17 protein-coding genes and 1 riboswitch are annotated in these 19,775 nt (G+C 74.7%); all 17 genes read left to right on the top strand.

Annotated elements, in window-relative coordinates; translation table 11 throughout:
• Positions 1–108: 108 nt before the first annotated feature.
• The 17 genes from pyrR (at position 109) to rpe (ending at position 19,413) form a co-directional block, all read left to right on the top strand.
• On the top strand, positions 109–759 hold the full coding sequence (gene pyrR, locus FZ988_RS14890) for a bifunctional pyr operon transcriptional regulator/uracil phosphoribosyltransferase PyrR (protein ID WP_246169541.1): 651 nt from the start codon (positions 109–111) through the stop codon (positions 757–759).
• Entirely contained in the window at positions 756–1,751 is a 996-nt protein-coding gene (locus tag FZ988_RS14885) for an aspartate carbamoyltransferase catalytic subunit (RefSeq protein WP_149204828.1), read from the top strand. The genes pyrR and FZ988_RS14885 overlap by 4 nt, the downstream gene beginning before the upstream one ends.
• Positions 1,748–3,100, top strand: a complete 1,353-nt coding sequence (locus tag FZ988_RS14880) for a dihydroorotase (RefSeq protein ID WP_149204827.1) — start codon at positions 1,748–1,750, stop codon at positions 3,098–3,100. The genes FZ988_RS14885 and FZ988_RS14880 overlap by 4 nt, the downstream gene beginning before the upstream one ends.
• Complete coding sequence (locus tag FZ988_RS14875) at positions 3,097–3,651, top strand: PH-like domain-containing protein (protein ID WP_149204826.1); 555 nt, start codon at positions 3,097–3,099, stop codon at positions 3,649–3,651. The genes FZ988_RS14880 and FZ988_RS14875 overlap by 4 nt, the downstream gene beginning before the upstream one ends.
• Complete coding sequence (gene carA / locus FZ988_RS14870) at positions 3,648–4,859, top strand: glutamine-hydrolyzing carbamoyl-phosphate synthase small subunit (protein ID WP_149204825.1); 1,212 nt, start codon at positions 3,648–3,650, stop codon at positions 4,857–4,859. Before FZ988_RS14875 ends, carA begins: the two co-directional genes overlap by 4 nt.
• Positions 4,843–8,211, top strand: a complete 3,369-nt coding sequence (carB, locus tag FZ988_RS14865) for a carbamoyl-phosphate synthase large subunit (RefSeq protein ID WP_149204824.1) — start codon at positions 4,843–4,845, stop codon at positions 8,209–8,211. The genes carA and carB overlap by 17 nt, the downstream gene beginning before the upstream one ends.
• Entirely contained in the window at positions 8,208–9,128 is a 921-nt protein-coding gene (gene pyrF, locus FZ988_RS14860; RefSeq protein WP_149204823.1) for an orotidine-5'-phosphate decarboxylase, read from the top strand. The genes carB and pyrF overlap by 4 nt, the downstream gene beginning before the upstream one ends.
• A 122-nt stretch (positions 9,129–9,250) precedes the next feature.
• Positions 9,251–9,562 carry an integration host factor, actinobacterial type gene (gene mihF / locus FZ988_RS14855; RefSeq protein ID WP_149204822.1) on the top strand — a complete coding sequence of 104 codons (312 nt, stop codon included), beginning with the start codon at positions 9,251–9,253 and terminating at the stop codon, positions 9,560–9,562.
• 72 nt (positions 9,563–9,634) lie between these two features.
• Complete coding sequence (gene gmk / locus FZ988_RS14850; protein WP_149204908.1) at positions 9,635–10,225, top strand: guanylate kinase; 591 nt, start codon at positions 9,635–9,637, stop codon at positions 10,223–10,225.
• A gap of 108 nt (positions 10,226–10,333) precedes the next feature.
• Positions 10,334–10,597, top strand: a complete 264-nt coding sequence (gene rpoZ / locus FZ988_RS14845; RefSeq protein WP_149204821.1) for a DNA-directed RNA polymerase subunit omega — start codon at positions 10,334–10,336, stop codon at positions 10,595–10,597.
• A gap of 94 nt (positions 10,598–10,691) precedes the next feature.
• On the top strand, positions 10,692–11,945 hold the full coding sequence (gene coaBC, locus FZ988_RS14840; RefSeq protein ID WP_149204820.1) for a bifunctional phosphopantothenoylcysteine decarboxylase/phosphopantothenate--cysteine ligase CoaBC: 1,254 nt from the start codon (positions 10,692–10,694) through the stop codon (positions 11,943–11,945).
• 5 nt (positions 11,946–11,950) lie between these two features.
• The gene (gene metK, locus FZ988_RS14835; protein ID WP_149204819.1) at positions 11,951–13,153 is read left to right on the top strand and encodes a methionine adenosyltransferase; all 1,203 of its coding nucleotides are present in this window, start codon (positions 11,951–11,953) and stop codon (positions 13,151–13,153) included.
• A 97-nt stretch (positions 13,154–13,250) separates the two neighbouring features.
• Positions 13,251–15,428 carry a primosomal protein N' family DNA-binding protein gene (locus FZ988_RS14830; protein ID WP_149204818.1) on the top strand — a complete coding sequence of 726 codons (2,178 nt, stop codon included), beginning with the start codon at positions 13,251–13,253 and terminating at the stop codon, positions 15,426–15,428.
• A complete protein-coding gene (locus tag FZ988_RS14825) occupies positions 15,425–16,048 on the top strand; it encodes an HAD family hydrolase (RefSeq protein ID WP_149204817.1) in 624 nt (207 codons plus the stop codon). The genes FZ988_RS14830 and FZ988_RS14825 overlap by 4 nt, the downstream gene beginning before the upstream one ends.
• Positions 16,049–16,170: 122 nt before the next feature.
• Entirely contained in the window at positions 16,171–17,109 is a 939-nt protein-coding gene (gene fmt / locus FZ988_RS14820) for a methionyl-tRNA formyltransferase (RefSeq protein WP_149204816.1), read from the top strand.
• Complete coding sequence (locus FZ988_RS14815; protein ID WP_149204815.1) at positions 17,106–18,743, top strand: RsmB/NOP family class I SAM-dependent RNA methyltransferase; 1,638 nt, start codon at positions 17,106–17,108, stop codon at positions 18,741–18,743. The genes fmt and FZ988_RS14815 overlap by 4 nt, the downstream gene beginning before the upstream one ends.
• 4 nt (positions 18,744–18,747) lie before the next feature.
• Complete coding sequence (gene rpe, locus FZ988_RS14810) at positions 18,748–19,413, top strand: ribulose-phosphate 3-epimerase (protein ID WP_149204814.1); 666 nt, start codon at positions 18,748–18,750, stop codon at positions 19,411–19,413.
• A 143-nt stretch (positions 19,414–19,556) separates the two neighbouring features.
• Positions 19,557–19,720: riboswitch (FMN riboswitch) on the top strand.
• Positions 19,721–19,775: the final 55 nt, after the last annotated feature.

Genomic DNA, 19,775 nt, shown 5'->3' with positions numbered 1-19,775 from the left:
GTGCCCCGGCGTGGACGCCGCGGCGCCCGGGCACGCGGTGGAGTAGGCTCGCGAACCGTCAGACATCCTTTAAGACCCGTCCTGTGAGGCGGGGAAGGAGGTCGCCAGATGTCCTCTGGCCCTGCTGTGCCCATGTCCGGTCGACCCGACGCCGACGCAGTGCCCGCGATACCCGCGGTGCCCGTGGATCCTGATCCCGGTGGCCTCGGCGGCTCCGAGGTCCTCGGCCCCCAGGAGATCTCCCGGGCCCTGACCCGCATCGCGCACGAGATCCTCGAGCGCAACAAGGGCGGCTCCGGGCTCGTGCTCCTCGGCATCCCGACCAGGGGAGTCCCGCTCGCCGAGCGGCTGGCCGCGAAGATCGCCGACGTCGAGCCCGGCGTGGACCGCACCCAGCTCGTCGGGTCCCTCGACGTGACGATGTACCGCGACGACCTGCACCGCCACCCCACGCGCACGATCGGCTCCACGGTGCTGCCGCCCCAGGGGATCGACGACCGGGCGGTCGTGCTCGTCGACGACGTCCTGTTCTCCGGCCGGACGATCCGCGCGGCCCTCGACGCCATCAACGACCTGGGACGCCCCCGCCTCGTGCAGCTCGCCGTCCTCGTGGACCGCGGGCACCGGGAGCTGCCGATCCGCGCCGACTACGTCGGCAAGAACCTGCCGACCTCGCTCGCCGAGCTCGTGCGCGTGCGGCTCGCGGAGACGGACGGCGTGGACTCGGTCCGCATCGGCCCCGAGAGGGGGCAGGCATGAGGCACCTCCTGAGCGCCGCGGACCTCGACCGCGACGCAGCCGTCCACCTCCTCGACACCGCAGCCCAGATGGCCGCGACGCAGGAGCGCGAGATCAAGAAGCTCCCGACCCTGCGCGGCAAGACCGTGGTCAACCTGTTCTTCGAGGACTCGACGCGGACCCGGATCTCGTTCGAGACGGCCGCGAAGCGCCTCTCGGCCGACGTCATCAACTTCTCGGCCAAGGGCTCGAGCGTCTCCAAGGGCGAGTCCCTCAAGGACACCGCCCTCACGCTGCAGGCGATGGGCGCCGACGCCGTCGTGGTCCGCCACCAGGCCTCCGGCGCGCCGCACCGCCTCGCCCACTCGGGCTGGGTCGGCTCGGCGGTCGTCAACGCCGGCGACGGCACGCACCAGCACCCGACGCAGGCGCTCCTGGACGCGTTCACGATGCGCCGCCACCTCGTCGGCACGCAGGCGGACCCGGACGGCACCGGGCGGGACCTCGCCGGCCTCAAGGTCGCGATCGTCGGCGACGTGCTGCACTCACGCGTCGCCCGGTCCAACGTCCAGCTGCTGCACACGCTCGGCGCCCAGGTGACCCTCGTCGCCCCGCCGACGCTCGTGCCCGTGGGCGCGCACACGTGGACGTGCAGGACGAGCTACCACCTCGACGAGGTCATCGCCGACCAGCAGCCGGACGCGATCATGATGCTTCGGGTCCAGCGGGAGAGGATGGGCGGCGACGGTTCCGCCGCGGGCGGTGGGACGGGGTTCTTCCCGAGCCCGCTCGAGTACACGCGGGCCTACGGCCTCGACGCACGGCGGCTCGCGATGCTCCCGGACCACGCGATCGTGATGCACCCCGGACCGATGAACCGCGGGCTGGAGATCTCGGCCGACGCCGCCGACTCGCCACGTGCCGTGATCGTCGAGCAGGTGGCGAACGGTGTCGCCGTGCGCATGGCCGTGCTCTACCTGCTGCTCGCCAAGGAGAAGGAGACCACCCGATGAGCGGGACGACCGTGCCCTACCTGCTGAGGGGCGTGCGACCGCTCGGCGGCCCCGCGACCGACCTCCTGCTGGCCGACGGCGTGATCGCCGCGACGGGCGACGAGGCCCGCGAGCGAGCCGGCGCGGGCGCCGTGGTGGTCGAGGCCGACGGCCTGGTCGCCCTGCCCGGCCTGGTGGACCTGCACACGCACCTGCGCGAGCCCGGGCGGGAGGACGCCGAGACGGTCCGCACCGGCACGCGTGCGGCTGCGCTCGGCGGCTTCACGGCCGTGCACGCCATGGCGAACACCTCACCCGTCGCCGACACCGCGGGCGTCGTCGAGCAGGTCTGGCGCCTGGGCCGCGACGCGGGCTGGGTCGACGTGCACCCTGTGGGTGCCGTGAGCGTCGGCCTCGCGGGCGAGCAGCTCGCCGAGCTCGGTGCGATGGCCCACTCGGCCGCGCGGGTCCGGGTGTTCTCCGACGACGGCATGTGCGTCCACGACCCGGTGCTGATGCGCCGTGCGCTCGAGTACGTCAAGGCGTTCGACGGCGTCATCGCACAGCACTCGCAGGAGCCCCGGCTGACCCGCGGCGCCCAGATGCACGAGGGCGTCGTGTCGGCCGAGGTGGGCCTCGCCGGATGGCCGGCCGTCGCGGAGGAGGCGATCATCGCGCGTGACGTGCTGCTCGCCGAGCACGTGGGCTCGCGGCTGCACGTGTGCCACCTGTCGACGGCCGGGTCGGTGGAGATCATCCGCTGGGCGAAGGCGCGTGGCATCGACGTGACCGCCGAGGTCACGCCCCACCACCTGCTGCTGACCGACGAGCTCGCGCGCACGTACGACCCGCTCTACAAGGTCAACCCGCCCCTGCGGACCGCCGCCGACGTCGAGGCCGTCCGCGAGGGGCTCGCCGACGGCACCATCGACATCGTCGGGACCGACCACGCACCCCACACGCGCGAGGACAAGGACTGCGAGTGGGCGGCCGCCGCGTTCGGCATGACCGGCCTGGAGACGGCGCTGTCGATCGTCCAGACGGCGATGGTCGAGACGGGGCGCATGAGCTGGGCGGACGTCGCACGCGTGCTGTCCTCGGCACCCGCCCGCATCGGTCGGGTCGACGAGGGTGCGCAGGCCCAGGGGCGCCCCCTCGAGGTCGGCGAGCCGGCGAACGTGACGCTCGTGGACACGGCGGCCCGCTGGGTCGTCGACCCCGCCGCGCTCGCCAGCGCGAGCCGCAACACCCCGTACGGCGGCCGCGAGCTCGCCGGACGGGTCGTGGCGACGTTCCTGCGCGGGCGGCCCACGGTGCTCGACGGCGCACCCGTGGAGGCACCCGCGCCGGTGCCCGGAGGGGTGCGGTGAAGGACCCGCTCGGCATCGCGGCGCTCGCCGCGCTCGTGGTCGTCGCCCTGGCGGCCATGCGCCTCGGCTGGCGGCACCGCGTCGCCCGCTCGGAGGCGTCCGTCGGCCCGATCCCGGCCGTGCCCGACGCCGCTGCGCTCGGCGACCCGACCTGGGGCCCCGCGGAGGCCACGTACGTCTCGACGACCGCCGCGGGTGACTGGCTCGACCGCGTCGCGGCCCACGACCTCGGGGTCCGCTCGCGCGCGGACGTCAGCATCCACCCCTCGGGGGTGCTCGTCGCGAGGACCGGCGCACGCGACGTCTTCATCCCGGCCGCCGCCTTGCGCGACGTGATGCGCTCGCCCGGCATCGCAGGGAAGGTCGTCGGCAGGGACGGGCTCGTCGTGCTCCGCTGGGAGCTCGACGGCAACGGGCTCGACACGGGCCTGCGTCCCCGGCACGCGGCCGACCGCGCGACGCTGCTCGACGCGGTCCGGCCCCTGATCACCACCGCGCAGCCGGGCCCGGCCGGCAGCGACCCCGACGTCTCCGAGGAGCGCACCCGATGACCGAGCAGACCGCCGTCCTGGTACTCGAGGACGGCCGCACCTTCACGGGCGAGCCCTACGGTGCGGTGGGCCGCACCGTGGGCGAGATCGTCTTCAACACCGGCATGACGGGGTACCAGGAGACCCTCACCGACCCGTCGTACCACCGGCAGATCGTCGTGATGACGGCGCCGCACGTCGGCAACACGGGCCTGAACGACGAGGACCCGGAGTCCGCGCGGATGTGGGTCGCGGGGTTCGTCGTGCGCGACCCGGCGATCCGCCCGTCCAGCTGGCGCTCGGCGCGTTCGCTCGACGACGGCCTCGTGGCCGAGGGGATCGTGGGCCTGAGCGGGATCGACACACGAGCGCTCACCCGGCACCTGCGTGAGCGCGGCGTGATGCGTGCGGGCATCTTCTCCGGCCCCTCGCTGGTCGACTCCTCGGGCCGTCGCCGCACGGACCAGGACCTGCTCGACGAGGTCATGGCCGCCCCGGTCATGACGGGGGCGGACCTCGCGAGCGAGGTCACGGTGGCGGAGCCGTACACCGTCGAGCCCGTCCGCGGCCCCGCGAGCGGCACCGAGCCCGTCGCGACGGTGGTCGCGATCGACCTCGGCATCAAGTCCATGACGCCGCAGCGCCTCGCCGAGCGCGGGGTGCGCACGCACGTCCTGCCCTCGACGGCCACGACCGAGCAGGTGCTGGCGCTCGAGCCCGACGGCGTCTTCTACTCGAACGGCCCCGGGGACCCGGCGTCCGCGCGGCACGAGATCGAGCTGCTGCGCGACGTGCTCGACCGGCGCATCCCGTTCTTCGGCATCTGCTACGGCAACCAGCTGCTGGGCCGGGCCCTCGGGTACGGCACCTACAAGCTCACGTACGGCCACCGCGGCGTGAACCAGCCGGTCATGGACAGGCGCACGCGCAAGGTCGAGATCACCGCGCACAACCACGGCTTCGCGGTCGACGCCCCGCTCGAGGGCGAGTCGGTCGCGCCGTACGACGGCGGGCGCTACGGGCGGGTCACCGTCTCCCACGTCGCGCTGAACGACGACGTCGTCGAGGGTCTCGAGTGCCTCGACCTGCCGGCGTTCTCCGTCCAGTACCACCCGGAGGCCGCGGCGGGACCGCACGACGCCGCCTACCTGTTCGACCGATTCCTCGCCCTGATGACCTCCGCGAAGACCACCCACGAGGAGACCGCACCCGATGCCACGTCGCACTGACCTCACGAGCGTCCTGGTCATCGGCTCCGGCCCGATCGTCATCGGGCAGGCCGCCGAGTTCGACTACTCCGGGACCCAGGCGTGCCGGGTGCTGCGCGAGGAGGGCCTGCGCGTCATCCTCGTCAACTCCAACCCGGCGACGATCATGACGGACCCCGAGTTCGCCGACGCCACGTACATCGAGCCGATCACGCCCGACGTCATCGCCTCGATCATCGAGAAGGAGCGGCCCGACGCCGTGCTGCCGACCCTCGGTGGCCAGACGGCCCTGAACGCGGCGATCGCGCTCGACGAGGCGGGCGTGCTCGAGCGCTTCGGCGTCGAGATGATCGGCGTGAACACGGCGTCCATCCACCTCGCGGAGGACCGGCAGGCCTTCAAGGAGGTCGTCGAGCGGTGCGGGGCCGAGAGCGCCCGGTCGTTCATCGCGCACAGCATGGACGACGTGCTCGCGGCGGCGCAGGACCTCGGCTACCCGCTCGTCGTGCGCCCCTCGTTCACGATGGGCGGCCTCGGCTCGGGCATCGCCTACGACGAGGACGAGCTGCGTCGCATCGCGGGCGCCGGCCTGCACTACTCGCCGACGACCGAGGTGCTCCTCGAGGAGTCGATCCTCGGCTGGAAGGAGTACGAGCTCGAGCTCATGCGCGACAACGTCGACAACGTCGTCGTCGTGTGCTCGATCGAGAACGTCGACCCCGTCGGCGTGCACACGGGCGACTCCGTCACGGTCGCACCCGCGCTGACCCTCACGGACCGCGAGTACCAGCGTCTGCGGGACATCGGCATCGCCGTGATCCGCGAGGTCGGCGTCGACACCGGCGGGTGCAACATCCAGTTCGCCGTGGAGCCCGACACGGGGCGCGTCGTCGTCATCGAGATGAACCCGCGCGTGTCACGGTCGAGCGCCCTGGCCTCCAAGGCCACCGGCTTCCCGATCGCCAAGATCGCCGCGCGGCTCGCGGTCGGGTACACGCTCGACGAGATCCCGAACGACATCACCGGCTCGACGCCCGCGTCGTTCGAGCCGTCGCTCGACTACGTGGTCGTGAAGGTGCCCCGCTTCGCGTTCGAGAAGTTCCCGGCGGCGGACCCCACGCTCACCACGACCATGAAGTCCGTCGGCGAGGCGATGGCCATGGGCCGCAGCTTCGCGGAGGCCCTGGGCAAGGCGATGCGCTCGATCGACCGGGCGGGCTCGGTGTTCCACTGGGACGGCGAGACCCCGGCGGGCGAGGCCCTCGCCGCACTCATGGCCTCGATCTCCGTGCCCACGGAGCACCGCCTCATCGACGTCCAGCAGGCGCTGCGCTCGGTGGGCCGCGCCGGGGGCGCGAGCGTCGAGGACGTGTTCGCGGTGACGGGCATCGACCCCTGGTTCCTCGACCAGGTCGTGCTGATCAACCAGATCGCGGACGAGGTCGCCACGGCCCCCGAGCTCGGCGTCGACCTGCTGCGTCGCGCCAAGCGGCACGGCTTCTCGGACGCCCAGGTGGCGTCGCTGCGGGGCCTGGGGGAGGAGACGGTGCGCCAGCTGCGCCACGCGCTCGGCCTGCGCCCCGTCTTCAAGACCGTGGACACGTGCGCGGCGGAGTTCGAGGCGCGCACCCCGTACCACTACTCCTCGTACGACGAGGAGACCGAGGTGCAGCCGCGTGACCGGCCCGCGGTGATCATCCTGGGCTCCGGGCCGAACCGGATCGGTCAGGGCATCGAGTTCGACTACTCGTGCGTGCACGCCGCGCTCGCCCTGCGCGGTGAGTTCGAGACGGTGATGGTCAACTGCAACCCGGAGACCGTCTCGACGGACTACGACACCTCCGACCGCCTCTACTTCGAGCCGCTGACCTTCGAGGACGTCCTCGAGGTCTACCAGGCCGAGCTCGCCGTGGGCCCCGTCGAGGGGATCATCGTGCAGCTCGGCGGCCAGACGCCCCTCGCGCTCGCCGAGCGCCTCGAGGCCGCGGGGCTGCCGATCCTCGGTACCCCGCCCGCGGCGATCGACGCCGCCGAGGACCGTGAGGTCTTCGGTCGCGTCCTGGTCGAGGCCGGGCTGCCCGCGCCCGCGTTCGGCACCGCGCGCACCCTCGAGGAGGCGACCGAGGTCGCGCGGCGCATCGGGTACCCGGTGCTCGTTCGCCCGTCGTACGTGCTGGGTGGACGCGGCATGGAGATCGTGTACTCCGACGGGCAGCTCGCCGAGTACGTGGGTCGCGCCCTCGCGGGCGCCCACGCGGCGAACCGGGCAGCCGGCTCGGCCGCGGAGATCCCCCCGCTCCTCATCGACCGCTTCCTGGACGACGCCATCGAGCTCGACGTCGACGCACTGTTCGACGGCGAGCAGATGTACCTCGGCGGGGTCATGGAGCACATCGAGGAGGCCGGCATCCACTCGGGCGACTCCGCGTGCGTCCTGCCGCCCGTGACCGTGTCCTCGGCCGAGCTCGACCGCATCCGGACGTCGACCGAGGCGATCGCGCGCGGCGTGGGGGTCCGCGGGCTCCTCAACGTCCAGTTCGCCCTCGTCTCGGACGTCCTGTACGTGCTCGAGGCCAACCCCCGTGCGTCCCGCACCGTGCCGTTCGTGTCCAAGGCCACGGGCGTCCCGCTCGCGAAGGCAGCGGCGCTCGTCATGACAGGCCACTCGATCGCGGACCTGCGCGCGTCGGGCGTCCTGCCCGCCCACGGCGACGGTGGCACGCTCGGCCTGGACGCACCGATCGCGGTCAAGGAGGCCGTGCTGCCGTTCAAGCGGTTCCGCACCGCGCAGGGCGCCGTGGTCGACACGATCCTCGGCCCGGAGATGCGCTCCACGGGTGAGGTCATGGGGTTCGACGTCGACTTCCCGACGGCCTTCGCCAAGTCGCAGGCTGCGGCGTTCGGCGGCCTCCCGACGTCGGGCCGGGTCTTCATCTCGGTCGCCGACCGCGACAAGCGGTCGATCACGTTCCCTGCGAAGCGACTGAGCGAGCTCGGCTTCGAGATCCTCGCGACCGAGGGCACCGCGGCGGTCCTGCGGCGCAACGGCATCGTGTCGACGGTCGTGCGCAAGCACTCGAGCGGGCGCGGGCCGGCGGGTGAGCCGACCGTCGTGGACCTCATCACGAGCGGCGAGGTCGACATGGTCGTCAACACGCCGTCCGGCCAGGGCGCGCGCGCGGACGGGTACGAGATCCGCACGGCGACCGTCGCCGCGGACAAGCCGATCGTCACGACGGTCCAGCAGCTCGCCGCGGCCGTCCAGGCGATCGAGTCGTTGCGCTCGGGGCCGTTCGCCGTGCGCAGCCTCCAGGACCACACGCTCGAGCTGCGGCCCACCCCGCGTGCGGCGCCGCTCGGGGCAGGGTCGTGAGGCCCGGGGCCGCGGGCGAGGACGTACCGGGCGTCCGGCCGACGTTCGGCGCCCGGCTTGCCGACGCCATGGACCGCTACGGTCCCCTGTGCGTCGGGATCGACCCGCACCCCGGCCTCCTGCGCGCGTGGGGGCTCACGGACGACGCAGCGGGCCTGCGGGCGTTCGCGCTGACGGTCGCGGAGTCCCTCGTCGGGCGGGTGGCGGCGCTCAAGCCGCAGTCGGCGTTCTTCGAGCGGCACGGCTCGGCGGGCGTGGCCGTGCTCGAGGAGGTCCTGGCGCTGGTCCGTGCGGCCGACGGAGGCACGCAGGTCGTGCTCGACGCCAAGCGGGGCGACATCGGCTCGACGATGGACGGCTACGCCGACGCCTACCTGCGCGACGGTGCGCCGCTCGCGTGCGACGCCCTCACCGTGAGCCCGTACCTCGGGTTCGGGTCCCTCGAGCCCGCGCTCTCGGCGGCACGAGCGACCGGGCGCGGAGTGTTCGTCCTCGCGCTCACGAGCAACCCGGAGGGTGCTGGGGTGCAGCATGCCCGCACGGCCGACGGGTCCTGCGTCGCGGGCCTCGTCGCGCGCGCCGCCGCCGGGCTCAACCGCACGGAGCTCGAGGACCGGGAGGGGGTCGACGGCGCGCCGCGCCTGCTGGGCTCGGTGGGCCTCGTGGTGGGGGCGACGACGGGGGACGCGGCCGCCCGGCTGGGCATCGACCTCGCGGCCGTCCGCGGCCCCCTGCTCGCACCCGGGGTCGGTGCCCAGGGTGCCGGCGCACGTGAGCTCGAGCACGTGTTCGGGGCGGCCCGGGGCGACGTCCTGGCCTCGACGTCCCGCGCGGTGCTCCAGGCCGGACCGTCCGCCGCGGGGCTGCAGGAGGCCGCAGCCCGAGCGGCGCACGAGGCGGCCGCCGCCCTGCGATGATCGTCGTGCGACCGCGGCAGGGGCTGACCAGGCCTTCCGCCGCGGACCGCGTTGCCCTGGACGGGTCGACCTCGCTAGGTTCGACCCGTCCGACACCCCCTCTGCGAAGAAGGTGAGCCCGCGTGGCCCTACCCCCGCTGACCCCTGAACAGCGCGCCGCTGCCCTCGAGAAGGCTGCTGCCGCCCGTCAGGCACGAGCTGAGGTGAAGAACCGTCTCAAGTACTCGCAGGGCTCCCTCGCCGAGGTGATCGAGCAGGGCCGTACGGACGACGTGATCGGCAAGCTCAAGGTCTCCGCGCTGCTCGAGTCGCTCCCGGGTGTCGGCAAGATCAAGGCCCGCGCGATCATGGCGGACATCGGCATCTCGGAGACGCGTCGTCTCCGGGGCCTCGGGCCGCACCAGGCCCAGGCCCTCATCGAGCGGTTCGGCTGAGACTCCTTGCCCGTACCTGACGACGACGCCCCCGCGTCGGGCGACACGCACGTCGCCCCGCCCGGCGCGGGCCTGCCGGACCATCCGGGCGCTCCTGCGCCGCACCCCTCCCGCCTCACGGTGCTCGCCGGCCCGACGGCTGTCGGCAAGGGCACGGTCTCGGCCGACATCCGCGCGCGGTACCCCGAGGTGTGGCTCTCGGTCTCGGCGACGACACGTGCGCCCCGGCCCGGCGAGGTCGACGGCGTGCACTACCACTTCGTCGGGACCGAGGCCTTCGCCCGCATGGTCGCCGAGGGTGAGCTGCTCGAGTGGGCGGTCGTGCACGGCCGCAACAGCTACGGCACACCTCGCGGCCCCGTCCTCGAACGGCTCGCCGAGGGGCGTCCAGCGCTCCTCGAGATCGATCTCGCCGGGGCGCGGCAGGTCCGGCTCGCGATGCCGGAGGCACGGTTCGTCTTCCTCGCCCCGCCCAGCTGGGACGAGCTCGTGCGCCGCCTCGTGGGCCGCGGCACGGAGGACGCCGAGGAGCGTGAGCGCCGCCTCGCGACCGCACGGGTCGAGCTCGCCGCCGAGCGGGAGTTCGACCACGTCATCGTGAACGACGACGTGCACCGCGCCACGGACGAGCTCATCGAGGTCATGGGCCTGCAGAGGCGGTAGAATCGCCAGGTTGCCCCGGCCCGGCGCCCGTCAGCGTGATCGGAAGCCCGGGGGACGCGGCCGCGAGACAGCGGCCCGACAGCCTCGAGACCACCACGGAGTGCAGACATGTCCGGAACCGTCGCAGCCCCCGAGGGCATCACCGACCCGCCGATCGACGAGCTCCTCGCCGCGGCCGACTCGAAGTACGCGCTCGTCATCTACTCGGCGAAGCGCGCGCGTCAGATCAACGCGTACTACTCGCAGCTGAACGAGGGCCTCCTCGAGTACGTGGGCCCGCTCGTCGAGGCCCGCCACCAGGAGAAGGCGCTCTCGATCGCGATGCGCGAGATCAACGCCGGGCTCCTGACGGTCACCCCGACCGAGGGCTGATCCGCAGGGTCGTCGCGCAGGGGCCGGCCCGCCGGCTGCGCCCCTGCGGCGGCACCCAGAGCTGCACGACCGAGCGACGAGGGACGGGGACGACGTGCGCATCCTGCTGGGGGTGAGCGCCGGCATCGCCGCCTACAAGTCCGCGCTCCTGCTGCGTCTGCTGACCGAGGCGGGGCACGACGTCCGGGTCGTGCCCACGCGTGCGTCGTTCGAGTTCGTCGGCCGCGCGACGTGGGAGGCCCTCTCGGGCCAGCCCGTGACGAGCGAGGTGTTCGAGGACGTCCCGTCGGTCGAGCACGTGCGCCTCGGCAAGAGCGCCGACCTCGTGATCGTCGCCCCCGCCACGGCGGACCTGCTCGCGCGGGCGGCTGCGGGCCGCAGCGACGACCTGCTCACCGCCGCGCTCCTGACGGCCAGGTGCCCCGTGCTCATGGCCCCGGCGATGCACACCGAGATGTGGGAGCACCCCGCGACGCGCGCGAACGTCGCCACGCTGCGCAGCCGCGGCGTCACCGTGCTCGAGCCCGCCTCCGGGCGGCTCACGGGCGTCGACAGCGGCCCTGGCCGGCTCCCCGAGCCCGCGGAGATCGCCGCGGCGGCCCTCGCCCTCGTCGGCGAGGGGTCCTCGCCGGGGGAGACCGACCTCGCCGGACGTCACGTCGTCGTCTCCGCCGGGGGCACGCGGGAGCCCCTCGACCCCGTGCGCTTCCTCGGGAACCGCTCGACGGGTCGGCAGGGGTACGCGCTCGCCGCCGCGGCGGCGCGTCGTGGGGCCAGTGTCACCGTCGTGGCCGCCAACGTGTCGCTCGCGGATCCGGTCGGCGCCACCGTGGTGCACGTCGAGACGACCGCCGAGCTGCGCGACCGCGTCCGGGCCGCGGCCGTCGACGCAGACGTCGTCGTGATGGCCGCTGCGGTCGCCGACTTCACGCCCGCCCGACCGGCGGAGCACAAGATCAAGAAGTCCGCGGGCGACGAGGGGCTCACGCTCGAGCTCGTCCGGACGCCCGACGTGCTCGCCGAGCTCGCCACCGCACGGCTGCGACCTGGGCAGGTCGTGGTCGGCTTCGCCGCAGAGACGGGGGACGACGACGGCGACGTGCTCGAGCACGGCCGCGCCAAGGCCCGCCGCAAGGGCGCCGACCTCCTCGTCGTGAACGCCGTCGGCCCCGGGCTGGGCTTCGCCGTGGCGGAGAACGCCGTCACGGTCGTCGACGCGCAGGGGCGCGACGTCGCGCGGGCGAGCGGCTCGAAGGACGCGGTCGCGGACGTGGTGTGGGACGCCGTCGTCCCGCTCCTCGCCCCACCGGCCGAGGCGGCGGCGGACGGTGCTCCGCCGCTAGGCTGACCGGCATGACTGCTGCCGCCCTGCGCCTGTTCACGTCCGAGTCCGTGACCGAGGGCCACCCGGACAAGGTCTGCGACCAGATCTCGGACGGCATCCTCGACGCGATGATCCAGCAGGACCCAGGCGCCCGCGTGGCCGTCGAGACCATGGTCACCACGGGCCTGGTCCATGTGGCGGGCGAGGTCACGACCGAGGCCTACGTCGAGATCCCGCAGGTCGTGCGCGAGGTCCTCAACCGGATCGGCTACACCTCGTCGACCATCGGCTTCGACGCGCACTCGTGCGGCGTGTCCGTGTCGATCGGCCAGCAGTCGCCCGACATCGCCGCGGGCGTCGACAAGGCCTGGGAGGTCCGCCAGGACGCCCAGGACCTCGACCCGCTGGACCAGCAGGGCGCCGGCGACCAGGGCCTCATGTTCGGCTACGCGTGCGACGACACGCCGTCGCTCATGCCGCTGCCCATCTGGGTCGCGCACCGCCTCGCCGAGCGTCTCGCGATGGTCCGCAAGGAGGGCACGCTCGACTACCTGCGCCCGGACGGCAAGACGCAGGTGACGATCGGCTACGACGGCGACCGAGCCGTGCGGCTCGACACGGTGGTCCTCTCGACGCAGCACGACCCGGGCATCTCGCTCGACGGGACCCTCGCCCCCGAGGTCGCGGAGCACGTCGTCGTCCCCGTCCTGGAGGAGCTCGAGCTCGACACGACCGGCCACCGGCTGCTCATCAACCCCACGGGCCAGTTCGTCATCGGCGGGCCGCAGGGCGATGCAGGCCTCACGGGCCGCAAGATCATCGTCGACACGTACGGGGGCATGGCGCGGCACGGCGGCGGTGCCTTCTCGGGCAAGGACCCGTCGAAGGTCGACCGGTCCGCGGCGTACGCGATGCGCTGGGTCGCGAAGAACGTGGTGGCCGCCGGCTTCGCACGTCGCTGCGAGGTGCAGGTCGCCTACGCGATCGGCGCGTCGCACCCCGTGGGCCTGTACGTCGAGACGTTCGGCACCGAGACGGTCCCGGTCGACCGCCTGACCGACGCGATCCGTGAGGTCTTCGACCTGCGCCCCGCGGCGATCGTGCGCGACCTGGACCTGCTGCGCCCGATCTACTCCCGGACCGCGGCGTACGGCCACTTCGGTCGGGAGCTCGCCGACTTCACGTGGGAGCGGACCGACCGCGTCCTCGACCTGCACTCGGCCCTCGCCTGACCGTCCGAGGCGTCGTGCGCGCCGCAGGCCGCGCGCCGCAGGTGCCGCGCTGGGTGCGCGGGACGGACGCGTCGGCGGTGCGTGGTGGGATGAGCGGGTGGACGGGACGGGCGTGACCGAGGGGGAGTCGGCCGTCCAGCCGACCCTCGCGGGCCTGGCGGACCGTGCGCCCACGGGCCCGGGTGGGTCCCGTCGTCGACGCGCGGCCGGGCCCACCGCCCTCGCCGCCGACCTCCCGGTCGCCCAGGTGGTCGTCGACCGCTCGCAGCCCCACCTCGACCGCGTGTTCGAGTACGCCGTGCCGCAGACGCTCTCCGCGGCCGCGTCGCCCGGGGTGCGCGTCAAGGTGCGCTTCTCAGGGCAGGACCTCGACGGCTACGTGGTGGCGCGCGCGGACGTCGCCTCGCACGAGGGAGCGCTGACGCCGCTGCGCCGGGTCGTCTCGCCCGAGGTCGTCCTGCAGCCCGCCGTGCTCGCGACGGCCCGGGCCGTCGCCCGGCGCTACGCGGGCACCCTGCCGGACGTGCTGCGTCTGGCGGTGCCGCCGCGCCATGCACGCGTCGAGCAGGAGGAGTGGCCGGCGCCCGAGGACTCCACGGGCGAGGTCGCACCGACCGCGCCGATGGCCGAGGTCACCCAGCCCGCGCCCGGCTGGGACGCCTGGACGGGCGGCCCGGCCTTCCTGCGCCGGCTCGCCGCGGGGGAGGCGCCGCGTGCGGTGTGGCAGGCGCTGCCGGGCCAGGACGGCGACACCTGGGCGGACGCCCTCGCGCACGCCGTCCGGGCGGCGCGCGCGGGCGGTCGGGGAGCGCTCGTCGTGCTGCCGTCCGCGGCGGAGGTCACGGTCATGGCGGAGGCGCTCGTCGCCGCCGGCGTCGCCCCGTGGGCGCCGGGCGCGCTCGGCGGCTGGGTGCGGCTCATGGCGGACGACGGCCCCGCCGGTCGGTACCGGGCATTCCTCGCCGCGAGCCGCGGCCTGGCGGACGTCGTGATCGGCACGCGCGCCGCGGCGTTCGCCCCCGTGCGCAGGCCCGGTCTCCTCGCGTGCTGGGACGATGGCGACCAGCTCCACGCGGAGCCCCGTGCGCCGTACCCGCACACCCGCGAGGTGCTCGCGATCCGCGCCGACGTCGAGGGCTCGGCGCTGCTCGTCGGCGGCTTCGCCCGGACGGTCGCGACCGAGCGCTGGCTGCGGGACGGGTCGGCGCGGCCCCTCGTCGCCCCGCGGGAGACGGTGCGCACCCGCACACCGCGGGTCCGGGCGCTCACGGCCGTGGAGCTCGCCCCGGAGGGCCCGGCCGCGGCTGCCCGACTGCCCGCACCGGCCTGGCGCGCCGTGCGCGACGGGCTCGTGCGGGGACCGGTCCTCGTCCAGGTGCCGCGCGCCGGGTACGTGCCGAGCACCGCCTGCGGCACGTGCCGCGCCCTGGCGCGCTGCACGGCGTGCAGCGGACCGCTCGAGGTCACCGCCGCAGGCCGCCCGCCGCGGTGCCGTTGGTGCGGGCGCCTCGCGACGGACTGGCGCTGCCCCGAGTGCTCCGGCACCGCGCTGCGTTCCGTGCGGGTCGGTCAGCTGCGGACGGCCGAGGAGCTGGGCCGGGCGTTCCCCGGCGTACCCGTCCGGGTCTCGGGAGCGAGCGCCTCGGCGGGTGTGGTCGCGCACGTGGGGCCGCGTCCCGCGCTCGTCGTCGCGACGCCCGGCGCTGAGCCACGGGCGGAGGGCGGGTACTCGGCCGGGCTGCTGCTCGACGCCGCGGTCGTCACGGGGCGCGCAGGCCTCGACGTGCCCGAGCAGGCCCTGCGCACCTGGCTGGCCGCTGCCGCCCTGGTGCGGCCCGCGTCCGACGGTGGCGTCGTGCTCCTGGTCGGCGACGCGGCACCCGCGCCCACGCAGGCGCTCGTGCGCTGGGACCCGGCCTGGCTCGCGGAGCGCGAGCTGACGGAGCGGACGGAGCTGTCCCTGCCTCCTGCCGTCCACATGATCAGCGTGGAGGGCCCACGCGAGGCGGTCGAGCGCCTCCTGGGTGGCCTGGACCTCCCCGCCGGGACCGCGGTGCTCGGGCCGCTCGCCGTCGTGGACGCCCCGCGGCGCGTCGAGGACGCCCAGGGCGTGCTCGACCCAGAGACGCTCCGACCGGTGCGTGCGCTCGTCCGCGGGCCGTGGTCCGCCGCGGCGGCGACGACCGCGGCGGTCGCGGCCGCGCTCGCCACCCGCAGCGCCCGGCGGGAGCCCGGCCAGCTCCGGGTGCAGGTCGAACCACCGGAGGTCGTGTGAGCGCCGTCGTGGACGCCGTCCTGTTCGACCTCGGGCAGGTTCTCGTCGTGTGGGACCCGTACGCGCCCTACGCGGGCCTGCGCCCGCGGGACGAGGTGCAGCGGTTCTTCGACGAGATCGACTTCGCCGCGTTCAACCACGAGCAGGACGCGGGCCGGTCCTACGCCGACGCACGGGCGTCGCTCGCGCGCACCCACCCCCACCACCTCCCGATGCTCGACCTGTACCGGGAACGGTTCGCGCACGCCGTCAGCGGCCCGGTGCCCGGCTCGTTCGAGCTCGTCGAGGACCTGAGGGCTGCGGGTGTCCGGGTGCTCGGCCTGACCAACTGGTCCGCGGAGACGTACCCGCTCGCGCCCGCGACGATCCCGGCCGTGGCACTGCTCGAGGATGTCGTCGTCTCGGGCGAGGTGGGCCTCGCCAAGCCCGACCCGCGCATCTTCCGGCTGGCCGCCGAGCAGCTGGGCCTCGACCCCGCGCGAACGGTGTTCACGGACGACTCCGAGGCCAACGTCGTGGCCGCGCGCCGCGTCGGCTACCGGGCGCACACCTGGTCGGGCGCCCAGGGGCTGCGCAGCCACCTCGTCGCGCTCGGTGTCCCGATCGCCGCCCGACGGTAGGGGAGGGCCGGTCGGGTGGGGCCGGCCGGGCGGGCAGCTCGGGCCGGTCGGGCCGGGCGGGCACCTCGGGTGAGGCACGCACGCGGTGCGGCGGGCGCGCGGCCCGCACCTAGGATCGAGGGATGCGCCTGCTGTTCGCGGGGACGCCCGACGTCGCCCTTCCCGCCCTCGATGCCCTCGTCGACTCCAGGCACGAGGTGGTCGCGGTGCTCACCAGGCCGGACGCGCCGGCGGGTCGCGGCCGTGGCGTCGCCGTCAGCCCCGTCAAGCGCCGCGCGGCCGAGCTGGGTCTCGAGGTCCTCACCCCGGCCTCGCCTCGTGACCCCGCCTTCGGGGCGCGGCTCGCGGAGCTCGCGCCCGACTGCGCCCCTGTGGTCGCGTACGGCGGCCTGCTGCCCGCGTCGGTGCTCGACGTGCCCACCCACGGCTGGGTCAACCTCCACTTCTCGCTGCTGCCCGCATGGCGCGGCGCGGCGCCCGTCCAGCACGCGCTGCTGCACGGTGACGAGGTCACGGGCGCCACGACCTTCAGGATCGAGCAGGGCCTGGACACCGGGCCCGTGCTCGGGACGCTCACCGAGACCGTGCGCGCCCGGGACACCGCGGGTGACCTGCTCGGTCGCCTCGCGACGGCGGGCGCCGGTCTCCTCGTGGCGACGCTCGACGCCCTCGAGGACGGCTCGCTGGTCGCCGTCCCGCAGCCCGCCGACGGCGTGAGCCTCGCGCCCCGCCTCACCACCGAGGACGCCCGGGTCCGCTGGGAGCACCCGGCGCTCGCCACCGACCGCCGTGTCCGCGCGGTGACGCCCTCCCCGGGCGCCTGGACGACCGCGGGCGACGGGACCCGGGTCAAGCTCGGCCCCGTGCGGCTACGGCCCGACGTCACGGACCTCCCGGCGGGAGTCGTGCGGGCGTCGAAGGACGAGGTGCTCGTGGGGACCGGCACGCACGCCGTCCAGCTCGGTGACGTCGCGCCCGCGGGCCGCCGCATGATGACGGCCGTGGACTGGGCGCGCGGAGCCCGCCCGGCCGAGGGTGAGCAGTGGGGAGGCCAGGCATGAGCGACGACTCCCGCCGGCGTGACGGCTCCGGTCGACCCGACCGCGCCCGACGACCCGAGGGTTCGGACGGGTCCGAGCGGGGCGACCGCCACGGTCGCCGCGAGAGCGGCACGGGCCGGGACGCGGCCGGGCGCGAGCGTGGCCCTGCCCGTACGTCCGGCCGACCGGCCCCGCGGGGTGCGCAGGCGCCGTCGGAGCGACGGCGCTCGGGTGACCCGTCGCGCACCGTCGCGTTCGACGTCCTGCGGGACGTCGCGGAGTCCGACTCCTACGCCAACCTCGTCCTGCCGCCGATGCTCCGCCACCGCGGCCTGACGGGTCGGGACGCGGGGTTCGCGACCGAGCTCGCCTACGGCACCCTGCGCATGCGCGGGCGGTACGACGCGATCGTCGCGATCGCGGCGGAGCGGTCGGTCGAGGCGATCGATCCTCCGGTCCTCGACCTCCTGCGGCTGGGTGCGCACCAGCTCCTCGCGATGCGGGTCCCACCGCATGCCGCGGTGTCCGAGACGGTCGCGCTGGCACGCTCGCGCGTCGGCGCCGGGGCCGCTCAGTTCGTCAACGCGGTGCTCCGCAAGATCTCCTCGGTCCCGCTCGAGGAGTGGCTCCAGCGCATCGGCGACGCGGCCGGGCCGGACGTGGTCGACCGGTTGAGCGTCGTGCACAGCCACCCCGCGTGGATCGGCCGGGCCCTGAGGCAGAGCCTCGTCGCCGACCACCGCGCACCCGAGGAGCTCGAGACCCTGCTGGTCGCGGACAACGCCTCACCCACGGTCACCGCGGTGGTCCGGCCGGGGCTCGCCGACCGCGACGACGTGCTCGGTGCGGCACCGGGCGCCGTCGCCGGCCGGTGGGCACCGACAGCCGTCGTCCTGCGCGGTGGGGACCCGGCGGGCGTCCCCGGGGTCCGTGAGGGCCGTGTCGGTGTCCAGGACGAGGGCAGCCAGCTCGTCGCGCTCGCCCTCGCAGCCGTCGACGTGGCAGAGCCGGGCCCCGAGCGCTGGCTCGACCTGTGCGCCGGACCCGGGGGCAAGGCGGCCCTGCTGGGTGCCGTGGCCGCGGAGCGCGGGGCGACCCTCGTCGCGAACGAGGTCCAGCCGCACCGCGCCCTCCTGGTCGAGCGCGCTGTCGCCGCCGTGCCGGCGGGTGTCGTCCGGGTCCGGTGCGGCGACGGGCGGACCGTCGGCACTGAGGAGCCCGAGGTGTACCACCGCATCCTCGTCGACGCGCCGTGCACCGGCCTCGGTGCCCTGCGCCGGCGCCCCGAGGCCAGGTGGCGCCGCCGGCCGGCGGACCTCGGACCCCTCGGTGAGGCCCAGCGCTCGCTCCTCGCGGCAGCGCTCGACGCGGTCCGCGTGGGCGGCGTCGTCGCCTACGTCACCTGCTCGCCGCACCTTGCCGAGACGCAGCTGGTCGTGCGCGACGTGACGCGCCGCCGGGCGGACGTCGTGCAGCTCGACGCCCGTGACGCCGTGCGGGCGGTCGCCGGCCCGGAGATCGAGCTGGGCGAGGGGCCTGGGGTCCAGCTGTGGCCGCACGTGCACGGGACGGACGCCATGTACCTCGCGCTGCTGCGCAAGGTCGAGCCCTCGGACGACGCAGGCAGCGCGCTGACGTCGGGAGCGGGAGACTGAGCACATGGACGTCGCCATCGCCCCGAGCATCCTGTCCGCCGACTTCGTCAACCTGGAGGCCGAGCTGGCGCGCATCGCGTCGGCCGACTTCGCGCACGTCGACGTGATGGACAACCACTTCGTGCCGAACCTGACGCTCGGCCTGCCGGTCGTCGAGCGCATCGTGCAGGTCTCGCCGGTGCCGATCGACACCCACCTCATGATCGAGGACCCCGATCAGTGGGCCCCGGGCTTCGCGGAGGCCGGTGCCGCGTCGGTGACCTTCCACGCGGAGGCCGCCCGGGCGCCCGTCCGCCTCGCACGGGAGCTGCGACGCCTCGGTGCACGGGCGGGTCTCGCGCTGCGCCCCGCGACCCCCGTCGAGCCGTTCCTCGACCTCCTCGGCGAGTTCGACATGGTGCTCGTCATGACCGTCGAGCCCGGCTTCGGCGGTCAGTCCTTCCTCGAGGGCACGCTGCCCAAGATCCGCCGCACGCGGCAGGCCATCAGCGAGCAGGGGCTGGACGTGTGGGTCCAGGTCGACGGCGGGATCTCCGCCGCGACGGTCGAGCGGGCGGCCGACGCGGGTGCGAACGTCTTCGTCGCCGGCTCCGCGGTCTACGGATCCGAGGACGCGGCGGCGCGCATCGCCGAGTTGCGCGAGCTAGCCCGGGCGTCCCACCGGCACTGAGCCGGGCGCGCCAGGGCGCCGGAGCGACCCCTGCGCGGCCGGCCAGGCCTGCGCTTCCCACCGGCATCGCGTCGGTCCGTGGCACGCGCGTCCGGTCCTCCTCGGGGCACCGGCACCCTGTGGCACACTGGCCTCGCTACACGTACGTGCTCCGGGGTCGGTGAAAGTCCGAGCCGGCGGTGACAGTCCGCGACCCGCACCACGTCCGGTGGCCCGTCCTCATGAGGGCGGGTCCTCGCGACAGGTGCGGTTGACCTGGTGGAACTCCAGGACCGACGGTGAAAGTCCGGATGGGAGGAAGCACGTGGCGTCGAGCGGGTGAGCCGTCGTGCGCACCCGCGCGGCGTCGACGGCCTCGCGCC

It is taken from the genome of Actinotalea subterranea, assembly GCF_008364845.1.
In the GTDB taxonomy this organism is placed as follows: Bacteria; Actinomycetota; Actinomycetes; order Actinomycetales; family Cellulomonadaceae; genus Actinotalea; species Actinotalea subterranea.
Note: the sequence above shows the minus strand (reverse complement) of the source record. Positions and strands in the feature narration are given on the sequence as shown.

Bases quoted from the DNA above. Each gene is read 5' to 3' on its own strand.
- pyrR (WP_246169541.1), top strand. From the start codon at position 109: ATGTCCTCTGGCCCTGCTGTGCCCATGTCCGGTCGACCCGACGCCGAC.
- FZ988_RS14885 (WP_149204828.1), top strand. From the start codon at position 756: ATGAGGCACCTCCTGAGCGCCGCGGACCTCGACCGCGACGCAGCCGTC.
- FZ988_RS14880 (WP_149204827.1), top strand. From the start codon at position 1,748: ATGAGCGGGACGACCGTGCCCTACCTGCTGAGGGGCGTGCGACCGCTC.
- carA (WP_149204825.1), top strand. From the start codon at position 3,648: ATGACCGAGCAGACCGCCGTCCTGGTACTCGAGGACGGCCGCACCTTC.
- carB (WP_149204824.1), top strand. From the start codon at position 4,843: ATGCCACGTCGCACTGACCTCACGAGCGTCCTGGTCATCGGCTCCGGC.
- rpoZ (WP_149204821.1), top strand. From the start codon at position 10,334: ATGTCCGGAACCGTCGCAGCCCCCGAGGGCATCACCGACCCGCCGATC.
- metK (WP_149204819.1), top strand. From the start codon at position 11,951: ATGACTGCTGCCGCCCTGCGCCTGTTCACGTCCGAGTCCGTGACCGAG.
- fmt (WP_149204816.1), top strand. From the start codon at position 16,171: ATGCGCCTGCTGTTCGCGGGGACGCCCGACGTCGCCCTTCCCGCCCTC.
- FZ988_RS14815 (WP_149204815.1), top strand. From the start codon at position 17,106: ATGAGCGACGACTCCCGCCGGCGTGACGGCTCCGGTCGACCCGACCGC.
- rpe (WP_149204814.1), top strand. From the start codon at position 18,748: ATGGACGTCGCCATCGCCCCGAGCATCCTGTCCGCCGACTTCGTCAAC.